At 70.8% G+C, this 11,975-nt stretch carries 11 protein-coding genes; 5 read left to right on the forward strand and 6 right to left on the reverse strand.

The genetic code is table 11. From position 1 onward, the window contains the following. A partial coding sequence (gene asnB / locus VAE46_RS04330; RefSeq protein WP_322795690.1) for an asparagine synthase (glutamine-hydrolyzing) occupies window positions 1-1,002 on the reverse strand: 1,002 nt, incomplete at its 3' end. Window positions 1,003-1,136: 134 nt separating this feature from the next. Between asnB and VAE46_RS04335 the strand changes: the two genes are divergently transcribed. Together VAE46_RS04335 and VAE46_RS04340 are read left to right on the forward strand one after the other, a co-directional pair. Continuing rightward, window positions 1,137-1,865: a dienelactone hydrolase family protein gene (locus tag VAE46_RS04335; RefSeq protein ID WP_322795691.1), complete on the forward strand. Its 729-nt coding sequence runs from the start codon at window positions 1,137-1,139 to the stop codon at window positions 1,863-1,865. Between the two features lie 14 nt (window positions 1,866-1,879). Further along, entirely contained in the window at window positions 1,880-2,260 is a 381-nt protein-coding gene (locus VAE46_RS04340) for a limonene-1,2-epoxide hydrolase family protein (RefSeq protein WP_322795692.1), read from the forward strand. A 112-nt stretch (window positions 2,261-2,372) separates the two neighbouring features. Here the strand turns inward: VAE46_RS04340 and VAE46_RS04345 are convergent, their stop codons facing one another. From VAE46_RS04345 to pheS, 3 genes are read right to left on the reverse strand one after another with little or no spacing between them, the layout of a single operon-like run. After that, window positions 2,373-3,107: a DUF6081 family protein gene (locus tag VAE46_RS04345; RefSeq protein ID WP_322795693.1), complete on the reverse strand. Its 735-nt coding sequence runs from the start codon at window positions 3,105-3,107 to the stop codon at window positions 2,373-2,375. Next, window positions 3,107-5,542: a phenylalanine--tRNA ligase subunit beta gene (gene pheT / locus VAE46_RS04350; RefSeq protein WP_322795694.1), complete on the reverse strand. Its 2,436-nt coding sequence runs from the start codon at window positions 5,540-5,542 to the stop codon at window positions 3,107-3,109. The genes VAE46_RS04345 and pheT overlap by 1 nt, the downstream gene beginning before the upstream one ends. A gap of 16 nt (window positions 5,543-5,558) precedes the next feature. Continuing rightward, window positions 5,559-6,617: a phenylalanine--tRNA ligase subunit alpha gene (gene pheS / locus VAE46_RS04355; RefSeq protein WP_322795695.1), complete on the reverse strand. Its 1,059-nt coding sequence runs from the start codon at window positions 6,615-6,617 to the stop codon at window positions 5,559-5,561. Between the two features lie 78 nt (window positions 6,618-6,695). On the opposite strand from pheS, the gene VAE46_RS04360 reads away from it, so the two are divergent. From VAE46_RS04360 to glp, 3 genes are read left to right on the forward strand one after another with little or no spacing between them, the layout of a single operon-like run. Next, window positions 6,696-8,735 (forward strand): thioredoxin-like domain-containing protein, encoded by a 2,040-nt coding sequence (locus VAE46_RS04360; protein WP_322795696.1) that lies wholly within the window; start codon window positions 6,696-6,698, stop codon window positions 8,733-8,735. 45 nt (window positions 8,736-8,780) lie between these two features. Beyond that, on the forward strand, window positions 8,781-9,032 hold the full coding sequence (locus VAE46_RS04365; RefSeq protein WP_322795697.1) for an Lrp/AsnC ligand binding domain-containing protein: 252 nt from the start codon (window positions 8,781-8,783) through the stop codon (window positions 9,030-9,032). Window positions 9,033-9,063: 31 nt separating this feature from the next. Beyond that, a complete protein-coding gene (gene glp, locus VAE46_RS04370; RefSeq protein ID WP_322795698.1) occupies window positions 9,064-10,344 on the forward strand; it encodes a gephyrin-like molybdotransferase Glp in 1,281 nt (426 codons plus the stop codon). A 51-nt stretch (window positions 10,345-10,395) separates the two neighbouring features. Here glp and rfbB read toward each other — a convergent pair whose 3' ends face one another. Then, window positions 10,396-11,418, reverse strand: coding sequence for a dTDP-glucose 4,6-dehydratase (gene rfbB, locus VAE46_RS04375; RefSeq protein WP_322795699.1), 1,023 nt, complete (start codon window positions 11,416-11,418; stop codon window positions 10,396-10,398). Further along, a partial coding sequence (locus tag VAE46_RS04380) for a sugar phosphate nucleotidyltransferase (RefSeq protein WP_322795700.1) occupies window positions 11,415-11,975 on the reverse strand: 561 nt, incomplete at its 5' end. The genes rfbB and VAE46_RS04380, both read right to left, overlap by 4 nt.

An 11,975-nucleotide genomic window follows, 5' to 3' on the forward strand; every position in this document is an offset into this window, starting at 1 on the left:
CAGCGCCGAGAACTCCTCCTCGAACGCCTCGGGCCGAACCCATACCTCGTGCGCCTCCGCACCCACCCGCTCCACCACCAGCCGGATGAACCGGCCCTCATCGTGCGCCGGCGAATCGAACCGCGCACTGAACGTCCGCTGCGGCCCCAGCCGCTGCGCCTCCCTCTGCGCGTGGATGGTCGCCACAATGCTCGACGAGTCGAGGCCGCCGCTCAGCGAGCTCCCCAGCGGCACATCGCTCCGCAGCCGCAGCCGCACCGCATCGAAGAACAGCGCGCGGAACGCCTCGGTCGCCTCCTCCCGGCGCCGCGGCGCATCCGCCGCCCGCGGCCGCCAGTACCGCACCGGCGTCCCCCGCCCCTCCGCATCGAGCACGAGGTAGTGCCCCGCCGGAAGGCTCTCGATGCCCGCGAAGAAGCTCTCCGTGTCCTGGTCCAGGTCCCCCCGGGCCAGGTACCGGTACACCGCCCGCAGGTTCGGCTCCCGCAGCGCCGGCCGCACCGCCAGGATCGCCTTCATCTCGCTCGCGAACAGCGTTTCCCTATCGCCCCGCGCCAGGTACAGCGGCTTCTCCCCGAAGCGGTCCCGCGCCAGCACCAGCTCCCGCCGCCGCGCGTCCCAGACCGCGCAGGCGAACATCCCGTTCAGCTGCTCGAAGGCCCCGGTTCGCCACTCCGCGAACGCGCGCAGCAGCACCTCGGTATCGCCGCTCGTGCGAAACGCGTGTCCCCGCTGCCGCAGCTCCTCCCGCAGCTCCACGTAGTTGTAGATCTCGCCGTTGAACACCAGCACCAGCCCCGCCGCCTCATCCACGAACGGCTGGTCGGAGGCGTGGCTCAAATCGATGATCGCGAGGCGCGTATGCCCCAGCCCAATCCCCGGCCCGAAATACGAGCCCTCGCCGTCCGGGCCGCGGTGCCGGAGCCGACCGGCCATCGCCTGGACCTCCTCCCGCGCCACCTCCCGCCCGCCCCGGGCGAGGATCCCCGCAATCCCGGACATGCTTGCAACGCCTCCAGCCGGCTGCTCCGCTCTAGCCCCAATTCGCCCGCATGGTAGCAGCGGGGTGCCTTACAGGAACTTCACGTCGCCTGGAGAGAATCCGGCGGCCAGCTGCAGCGCGTTATACTCCCGGTATGCCCGGCAATATGTGGGACGACCTCGACGAACCCGAAGACCTCGACCTCCGCATCCTCCGCGTCGCTGCAGCCCCTCTCGATGACGCCCTCACCGCCATCCGCATCCGCCTCGAAACCACCCGCGGCCCCATCGACGGTATCCTCCACCCGGTCGAAGGCGGCACCGCCGCCGTCGTCGCTGTTGGCGGCGCCATGGGCGGCGTCGACGGCCCCGCCGACCGCCTCTACGAGCGCCTCCCCGGCCTCCTCGCCCCCGGGCGGGTGACCGTCCTCCGCCTCGATTACCGCCAGCCGAACGTTTTCGAGGAATGCGTCCTCGATGTCCTTGCCGGCTGCTCCTTCCTCCGCGGCATCGGCGCCGATGAGCTCGCCCTGGTCGGGCATTCCTTCGGGGGCGCCGTGGTCATCAAAGCCGCCGGCCTCCAGCCCGCCGTTCGCGGCGTCGTCGCCATGTCGCCCCAGCTCTACGGCACGCAGGACGTCGACACCCTCGGCCGCCCGCTCCTCCTCATCCACGGCATGTCCGATGCCGTCCTCTCCCACGAAGCCAGCGAAGACATCTACCGGCGCGCCGCCGAACCCAAGCGCATCGCCCTCTTCGCCGAGGCCGGGCACTCCCTTATCCAGGCGAAGGACCGCATCGATGCCCTGCTCGCCGATTGGCTTCCCGCCGCCCTCGCCGGCACCCCCGGCCCCGGCGGCCGCGAAGAACACGACATTCCCTGAAACGGAGCCCCTGCATGTCGTCCCCGGAAGAAGTCGTTAACGCGTTCATCGCCGAATGGCAGAACCCTCGCCCCGACCCCGCAGCCCTCGCCGCCTACTTCACCGATGACGCCGTCTACCACAACATCCCGGCAGCGCCCGTCGTCGGTCCCCAGGCCATCGCCGCCGTTTTCCAGGGATTCCTCGCCCAGGTCGAGTCCCGCGGCTGGGAGGTCCTGCGGCAGGTCTCGAACGGCAACCTCGTCATGAACGAACGGGTCGACCGCTTCGCCGCCAGCGACCGCGTCATCGAACTGCCCGTCGCCGGCGCCTTCGAAGTTCGCAACGGCAAAATCGCCGCCTGGCGCGACTACTTCGACATGAACACCTGGCTCAAGGCCCTCTCCGGCGCCTGACCCTCACCCTGCCCTGCATTCCCCCATCCTCTCTCACCCCGGACACGGACCTCGGCCCGCTCTTGCCGTCCTTCATCCGAACCTCCCACCTCCAACCTCCAACCTCCCACCTTCACCCTTCCACCTTCACCCGCATCGGGCTCCACCGCCCGATGACGCCCTGCCCGTGGCAGCTCACCGAGCGCCCATCCTGAATGTCGATCTCGGTCATCAGCCCCAGCGCCGCCGTGAGCCCGCCGATCCGGTCCGGTATCCGCGTGTAGCGGTCCACCACCTGGCCATCCGCCGCAAACTCCACTGTCCCCCCGCCCTGGTCGTACGTGATGCGGTAGGCATGGACCTGCCCCTGGCGCGTGGGCAGCTCGTCCAGCTCGTGGAACATACAGAACGCGCGCGCCTCCCCGGTCTCCGGCAGCACCGCCCCGGGGAACGGCAGCCGCCCGAACACCGTCGCCACCCGGTCGCCGCCGGTGAAGAAGTCGAACGCCCAGCCCGTCTCGAGGTCCAGCAGGTTCCACGACACGTAGCCGTCGTACAGGTTCCCGGGCTCCGTCCCAAAGGTCTGCGCGGCCACCTCGATTTCGAACGTAATCCGCCCGCCCTCCGGCACCTGGAACCGCTCCTTCGAAAAGTACATGTGCTTCGCGTTGTCCAGGATCTGCACCCGGTCGTGACGCCGCGTGAAGGGCACCGCCGCCACCTGCAGCCACCCGTTCCGCACCAGGATGACCGCGTTCGGCTCCCGGTACTCCCAGCGCGTCCCGTCCGGAAGCGTGAATCCCCCGGTCTCCCACGGCGAATCGCCCTCCAGCAGCCGGTGGAACCCGCCGATGACCCGCTCCTCCATCACCGGCTCCCGGCACCCTGCCCGCGCAGCTCCGCCCCGAACTCGCGGCCGAGGCGGGCCAGCAGGCCCTGCCGCACCTTCATCGCCTCCTCGTCGGTCAGCGTCCGGTCGTCCGCCCGCAGCCAGAGCCGCAGGGCCAGCGACTTCTTCCCCTCCCCGACGCCTGGCCCGCGGTACTCATCGAACAGCTCGGCCGCCACCCGCACCCCGTTGCTCCGGTGCGAACGCGCCAGCTCGAGCACGGCGCCGGCCGGAACCGCCGCATCGACCACGATCGCAAGGTCGAGCCGCACCGCCGGGAAGCGCGAGAGCGGCTGGTAGGCCGGGCGCTCCGGCAGGTGCCGCACCAGGTCGTGCACCCAGATTTCGAACAGGAACACCGGCTCCTCGATGTCGAACGCCGCCGCCGTTTCCGGGTGCACCTGCCCCACCACGCCAACCATCTCAGGCCCCACCCCGAATTTCGCCGTGTGCCCCGGCAGCAGGCCGAACTCCTCCGCCGCCACGAAACTGCCGCGTACCCCCACCGCCCGCAGCATCGCCTCGACCACCCCCTTCGCATCGAAGAAATCCAGCGCATCCCCGCCGCCCACCGCCCAGCGGCCCTCCCGGGCGCCGCCCAGCACCCCGCAAAGCACCGGCCGCTCGTATGGCAAATCCCCTTCCACCGGCAGGTACTCGTACCCCACCTCAAACAGCCGCAGCGGCCCCTCCGCCTGTCGCCGGTTGGCGGCATACACCTCCAGCACCGAGCTTCGCATGCTCGTCCGCAGGAAGGCGTGCTGCGACGAGACCGGGTTCACCACCCCGAGCGGGTTCCGCCGCACCGTATCCGCCGGGTCGGTGACCAGCGCCAGCTTCTCCCGCGTGGTCAGCGTGTACGTAATGACTTCCTGGAAGCCCAGCGCCGCCGCGAGGTCCCGCAGTTGCTCCCGCAGAGCCATCGCCGGGTTCTCCTCCATGGGCGGAAGCGTGCCCCGCAGGGTTGTCGCGGGCAGCTTGTCGTAGCCGTAGATGCGGCCCACCTCCTCCACCACGTCGTCCGGGATCTCCACATCCGGCCGCCATGGCGGCACCTGCACGCTGAAGCGCGCCGGCGGCACATGGTGCACCGCGAACCCGAGGTCCGTCAGGATGCGACGCACCTCATCCGGCGGCACCGCGATGCCGAGCACCCGCTCGAGCCGTTCGCCGTCGAGGACCACCGTGCGCGGCGGCTCCTTGCCCGGGTAGACATCCACCACGCCCTTCGCGATGCGCCCGCCGCAAACCGTCTCGAAGAGGTGCAGCGCCCGCCGCTGCGCGTAGAGCGCCATCTCCGGCCCGATGCCCTTCTCGAAGCGCAGCGAGGCTTCCGTCCGCAGCTTGAGCAGCGTCGATGTGCGCCGGATCGAACCGGCCCGGAAGTTCGCCACCTCCAGCAGCACCCGCGTCGTCCCCTCGTGCACCTCGCTGTTGCCGCCGCCCATTACCCCGGCGATACCGACCGGCCCTTCGCCATCGCAAATCACCAGCATCTCCCCGTCGAGCACCCGCTCCACCCCGTCCAGCGTCACCAGGCGCTCGCCCTCCTTCGCCCGGCGGGCCACGATCTGCCGCCCCCGCACGAGGTCGAAGTCGAACGCGTGCAGCGGCTGGCCGGTCTCCAGCATCACGTAGTTCGTGATATCCACCACGTTGTTGATGGGCCGCATCCCCGCCTTGCGCAGCCGCTCCTGTATCCACTCCGGCGAAGGGCCGATGGTCAGCCCCTCGATCACCGAAGCCGTGAACCGCCGGCAGAGATCAGGCGCCTCCACCCGCACCGAGACCAGCTCCTCCACTGCCGGCCCGCTCTCCGTGTAGGTCAGCGGCGGCTCGCGCAGCACCTCCCCGGTCAGCGCCGCCACCTCCCGCGCGAACCCCACCATCCCCAGCAGGTCGGCCCGGTTCGCCCACGTCGATACCTCGAGGATCACATCGCCGAGCACATCCGCCAGCGCCACCCCGACCGGCGCATCGGCCGGCAGCACGAGGATCCCCTCGTGGTCATCGCTCAGCCCCAGCTCCTTCTCGCTCAGCACCATCCCGGCCGATTCGACGCCGCGGATCGGCCGAAGCTTGAGCACCGTCGGCTCGCCGGTATGCCCGTCGATCAGCCGCGCCCCTTCGCTCGCAAACGCGACCTTCTGCCCCACCGCGAGGTTCGGCGCCCCGCAGACCACCTGCACCCGGCCCTGCCCCGTCTCCACCGTCGCGAGCCGCAGCCGGTCGGCGTTCGGGTGCGGGTCCACCCCCACCACCAGCGCCACCCGCACGCGCTCCGGGTCCCACCCCTCGCCGATGACCCGCCAGCCCTCCACCTCCGCCGTCGCATCGGTGATCCGCCGCGTCAGCTCCTCGACCGGCAGCCGCACGTTCACGTACTCCCGCAGCCAGTTCAGCGATACCTTCATCGTCGTCCCCCTTCGCTCAGAACTGGCCCAGGAAGCGGAGGTCGTTCGCATAGAAGTGGCGAATGTCCTCGATCCCCCACCGCAGCAGCGCCACCCGCTCCACGCCGATCCCGAAGGCGAACCCCGTCACCCGCTCGGCGTCGTACCCCGCGTTCGCGATAATCTCCGGGTGCACCATTCCCGCCCCGAGGATCTCGATCCAGCCAGTCCCGTGGCAGGTGTGGCAGGCCCGCCCGTCCCCCCGGCAGATGAAGCAGTCGATCGCCATCTCCACGCCCGGCTCCACGAACGGGAAGTACGAGTGGTGGAAGATGATCCGCCGGTCCGAACCGAACATCGCCCGCGCCCATTCGTAGAGCACGCCCTTCAGGTCGGTCATCCGCACGCCCTCGTCCACCGCCAGCCCCTCGATTTGCGTCAGCATCCACTCGTGCGTTGCGTCGGTCGCCTCCTGTCGGTAGCACTTCCCCGGCACCACCACCCGCACCGGCGGCTGCGGCGTTCGCTCCATCACCCGAATCTGGTTTGGCGTCGTGTGGGTCCGCAGCAGCATTCGCCGCTTGCCATCGATGAGCGTGTTTACCCAAATGGTGTCCCACATATCCCGCGCCGGGTGGTCCTCCGGGATGCGCGCCGCATCGAAGTTGTACCGGTCCCACTCCACCTCGGGCCCTTCAGCCACCCGGAAGCCCATCGCCCTGAACGCCTCCAGGCAGTCCCGCAGTGTCTGCGTCACCGGGTGCAGCCGGCCCAGCGGCTGGGGTCGCCCCGGCAGGGTCACATCCACCGCCGCCTCGCGCGCCAGCCGCTCCAGCTGCGCCCTGCGGAGGGCCTGCCGCCGTTCTTCCAGCGCCTCCTCCAGCCGCGCCTTGAGCCCGTTGACCGCCGCGCCGTAGGCCGCCCGCTCCTCCTGCGGCACCTCGCGGATGCCGCGCAACAGCAACGTCAGCCGGCCATCCTGCCGCCCGAGCCACGAGGCCCGCCATGCATCGAGCGCAGCCTCGTCCGCGGCCTCCGCAAGGCCGGCCAGCGCCTCCTCCGCGAGGCGGTCGAGCGTTCCCGCGTCCGTTGCCATCGGCGTCAGCAGTATAGCCGCGCCCCGCCTTACCGTCCGTTGCCCCGGCCCGGCTCCCCGGCGGCGTACCATGCCCCTATGGCCCCGCGGCGCTCCCGTATCATGGCCCTATGCCTCGCCTTCCTGCTCCTCGCAGTCGCAGGAGCCGCCTGCAACCGCGGCCGCAGCGACCCGCCGCTCTCCGGGACCACCAGCGTGGCTGAACAGGCCCCGCGCAAGTCCTGGGCAGGCAGTCACCCCGCGCCGCCCTTCCCGGCCGGGCTCACCTGGTTCAACGTCCAGCGCCCGCTCACCCTCGAACAGCTCCGGGGCCGCATCGTCCTCCTCGACTTCTGGACTGCCGGCTGCATCAACTGCCAGCACATCATCCCCGACCTCCACCGCCTCGAGGGCGAATTCGGCGATACCCTCGTCGTCATCGGCGTCCACTCCGGCAAGTACGCCGCCGAGCACGAGGACGACACCATCCGCCAGGCCATCGCCCGCTTCGGCATCACCCACCCGGTGATCAACGACGCCGACTTCCAGGTCTGGCGGACCTTCGGCGCCCGCGCCTGGCCCACCCTCGTCCTCATCGACCCCGCCGGCAACCTGGTCGGCTACCACGAGGGCGAAGGCGTCTACCCCCTCTTCCAGCCCATCCTCGCGTCGCTCCGCGACGAGTTCGGCGCCCGCGGCCTCCTCCGCAGCGAGCCGCTGCCCCTCGCCCCCGGCGCGCCGCCCGCCACCGCCGCCCTCAGCTACCCCGCCGATGTCGCGGCCAGCGAAGCGCTCGACCGCCTGTACATCGCCGATGCCGGCAACCACCGGGTCATCGAAGCCTCCCGCGATGGCCACATCCTGCGCGTCTTCGGCACCGGCGAGCCCGGCTTCGCCGACGGCGAGGCCGCCGAAGCCGCCTTCCGCCAGCCCCAGGGTCTCGCCCTCTCCCCCGATTCCGCCACCCTCTATGTCGCCGATACCCGCAACCACGCCGTCCGCGCCATCGACCTCGCCACCGGCGCCGTGACCACCATCGCCGGCACCGGCCGCCAGCTCCAGCAGCTTCCCACAGGACCGGCGCCCGCCCGCCAGGTCGACCTCGCCTCCCCCTGGGACCTCGTCCAGGTCGGCCAGCGCCTCTACATCACCATGGCCGGCGTCCACCAGGTCTGGCTGCTCGACCTCGCCTCCGGCATCATGGAGGTCTTCGCAGGCACCAGCCGCGAGGGCATCGACGACGGCCCCCGCCGCGCCTTCGCCACCCTCGCCCAGCCGTCCGGCATCACCGCCGATTCAGCTAATCTCTACTGGGTCGACCCCGAAAGCTCTTCCGTCCGCACCGTCCCGCTGGATGGCGACGGTGAGGTCACCACCCTCGTCGGCACCGGCCTGTTCGATTACGGCGATACCGACGGCCCCGCCCGCCAGGCCAGCCTCCAGCACCCCCAGGGCATCACCATCGCCCCGGGCGGCGCTCTCTACATCGGCGATACCTACAACCACCGCATCCGCATCCTCGATGCCGCAGCTGGCGTGCTCGGCACCGCCGCCGGCTCCGACCGCGGCTGGGCCGATGGTCCCGCCGGGCAGGCCCGCTTCAACGAACCTTCAGGTCTCGCCTTCGCCGGCGGGCTCCTCTACATCGCCGACTCCGCCAACCACCTCGTCCGCATATTCGAGCCCGCCACCGGCCAGGTCGGCACCCTCGCGCTCAGCGGCCTCGAACTCCTTCGCCCGGCCGCACCAGGCATCCTCTCCGTCGTCGAACTCCCCGCGCAGGAGGTCGCTCCCGGTGCCGCCAACCTGCGCGTCGCCATCGAGGCGCCGCCCGGCTACCACCTGAACGCGTCCGGCCCCTCGGTCATCGAATTCGCTACCACTAATCCCGCCGTCCTCGAACCCGGCGAGCGCCGCCTCCAGTGGCAGACCGACGACCCCACTGTCAGCTTCCCGGTGCCCGTTCTCCTTGCCCCGGGCGAGGCCGCGCTCACGGCCACCCTCTCCGCCTACTACTGCCGCGAGGGCCAGGAGGCCCTCTGCTTCATCGAACGCATCGAACTCCGCCTGCCCGTCACTGTCCGCGAGGGGGTTTCCGCCGCCGAACCCGCGCTCGCCTACACCCTCCCCACGCGCTGAACATCGCGTATCATCCGCCCAAGGCTCACCAGGAGGGGACCATCCATGGCCGTCCGCGGCTACATCCTCATCGAAACCGAAGTCGGCAAGGCGAAGGCCGTCTCGGCCGCCATCCAGAACTTCAGCTACCCCGGCGCCCGCCTCGTCTCCGTCGATACCGTTACCGGCCCATTCGATGTCATCGCCCAGGTCGAAGCCGACGACCTCGATTCCCTCGGCAACGCCATCACCGAATCGATCCAGAAAGTGAGCGGAGTCCAGCGCACCACCACCTGCCTCGCCGTCCGCCTCGCCTGAACGCGCCGCGCGCCTTCGCTACACTCCCACCATGACCACCCCGGGAATGATCTCCGTCGAAGAAGCGCGCGACCGCATCCTCAGCTACTTCGCCCCGCTCCCCCAGGAGCGCAAGCCCCTCCTCGATGCCCTCGGCCAGGTCCTCGCCGAAGACATCACCGCGCCCTTCGCTATCCCCCCGCTCGATAACACCGCCATGGACGGGTACGCCGTCCGCGCCGCCGATACCGCCGGCGCCTCGGAGTCGTCGCCGGTCGAACTCCGCGTCATCGCCGACCTCGCCGCCGGCTACGTCCTCGAAACTCCCGTCGGTCCCGGCGAAGCCGTCCGCATCATGACCGGCGCCCCCATGCCGCCCGGCGCCGATGCCATCGTCCCCTTCGAAGAAACCGACGAGGCGCTCCGCGGCATCAACCAGGCCGCCCGCCGCACCGGAACCGTCCGCATCCTGAAAGCCGCCAACCCCGGCGCCAACATTCGCTACCGTGGCGAAGACGTCCGCGAGGGCTCGGTGGTCATCCCCCGCGGCCGCGTCCTTCGGCCCTCCGAGGTGGGCGTGCTCGCCTCCATCGGCCTCACCGAGGTCCCGGTCATCCGCAGGCCGGTGGTCGCCATCCTTTCCACCGGCGACGAAATCACCCCGCCCGGCGAACCGCTCCTCCCCGGCCGCATCTACGATGCCAACGCCTACAGCGTCGCCGCGCTCGTCCGAAAGTACGGCGGCATCCCGCACACCCTCGGCATCGCCCGCGACACGGTCGAAGACCTCACCAGCAAGATCCGCGAAGGCCTCCGCGCCGATATGCTCGTCACCAGCGCCGGCGTCTCCCGTGGCGACTTCGACGTCGTCAAGGACGTCCTCGCCCGCGAGGGCCAGGTCGACTTCTGGACCGTCCGCATGCGCCCCGGCAAGCCCCTCGCCTTCGGCGCCTTCACCGCCCCCGATGGCCGCCGCGTCCCCCACCTCGGCCTCCCCGTCAACCCCGTCTCCTCCATTGTCTCCTTCGAACTCTTCGGCCGCCCCGCCATCTTCACCATGCTCGGCCGCTCCGACTGGGAGCGCCCCACGCTCCGGGTCATCTCCCGCGACTACGTCCGCAACCCCGACGGCCGCCGCTTCTACGCCCGCTGCATCGTCACCCGCGGCGAGGATGGCCGCTACTACGCCGACCTCACCGGTCCCCAGGGCTCCGGCATCCTCACCTCAATGAGCGCCGCCAACGCCCTCGCCGTCATCCCCGAGCACGTGCCCGCCGCCAACCCCGGCGACGAAATCGAGGCCATCATGCTCGATTGGGAGCACGCTCCGTAGGCTGGCCTCGCGCGCGATTGAGGGCACGCTCCCCGGCACCGCCCCGCCGCCCTACCCCTCCCGGGTGCCCAGCCGCTCCCCGTACTGCCGCGCGAAATACGCCGAGAAATCACCATTCGCCGTCCGCGCCCACGCTTCGCCGTGGTCCCGGTACCACGCCACCGTCAGCGCCAGTCCTTCGGCGAACCGCCGCCGCGGCGCCCACCCCATTGCCCGCAGGCGCGAGCTATCCAGCGCGTAACGCCGGTCGTGGCCCGGGCGGTCGGCTACCGGCCGGATCAGCTCCCGGGGCCGCTCCAGCAGCTCGCAGATGAGCTCCGCCACCTCCCGGTTGCGCAGCCGTTCGCCGCTGCCCACGTGCACCGCGCGCACCCCGGGCTCAGCCGAGGCTCCTCGCAGCACCAGCCGCAGCGCCTCCACCAGGTCTTCGACATAGAGCCACTCCCGCTCCTGCAGCCCGTCGCCGTAGAGCGGCATCGGCTCGCCCGCCAGCGCCCGCAGCGTGAACAGCGGGATGAACTTCTCCATGTGCTGGTTCGGCCCGTACACATTGCACGAACGCACCACCGTGGCACCCAGCCCGTACGTCTCCGCGTACGCCCGGATCATCAGCTCCGCCGCCGCCTTGCTGGCCGCGTACGGCGAACTCGGTGCGAACGGCGCATCCTCCCGCATCTCCAGCGGCGCCGGCACGCTCCCGAACACCTCATCCGTCGACATGTGCACGAACACCGTCCCGGGCCGCTCCCGAAGAGCTTCCAGCAGCGACACCACGCCCTCCACGTCTGCCCGCACGAAGGCTCCCGGCTCCAGCAGCGAACGGTCCACGTGCGTCTCGGCCGCAAAGTTCAGCACGGCGTCCGCCCCCTCCAGCAGCTCCCGCACCAGCCCCCCGTCGCAGATATCGCCCTGCACGAAGCGGTAGTTCGGGTGGTCCGCTACCGCCGCCACGTTCGCCGGGTTCGCCGCGTAGGTCATTCGGTCGAGGTTCACCACCTCCCAGCCGTCCCGCACCAGCGCCCGCACCATGTGACTGCCGATGAACCCGCAGCCGCCGGTGACCAGCGCCCTCACCCGCCGGCCTCCACCCGCGCGTGGTCGCCGAGCGTCAACCGCGACCCCGCCGGCACGCCGCGCACGTGCACGAAACGCCCCAGCATCGAATGGGCCACCCTGGCGCACTCCACCACCTCGCTCTGCTCCATCACGATGCAATCCTCCAGCCGGCTCCGCACCACCGCACAGCCCGGCCCCAGCGAGACGTTCGGCCCCACCTCGCTGCCGCGCACCCGGGCCCCCGCCCCGATGACCGCCGGTCCGCGGACCACGCTGTCCTCCACCTCCGCCCCATCCTCGATGACCACCATCCCCTCCAGCCGGCTGCTGTGGACCCGCGCCCCCGGCGCTACCCTCCCCTCCAGCGTCGCCAGCAGAAGCCGGTTCGCCTCGAGGATATCCTCCATCTTCCCCGTGTCGATCCACGCCTGCGGCGTCACCTCCACCTCCACCCGCCGCCCTGCCGCCAGCAGCCCGTTGATCGTGTCGGCGATTTCGAGCTCTCCCCTGCCGCTCGGCCGCTGCCGCTCGATCACCTCGAACACCCCCGGCCCGAACCCGTACACCCCGATCAC

It is taken from the genome of Tepidiforma sp. (assembly GCF_034433535.1).
Lineage (GTDB): Bacteria > Chloroflexota > Dehalococcoidia > Tepidiformales > Tepidiformaceae > Tepidiforma.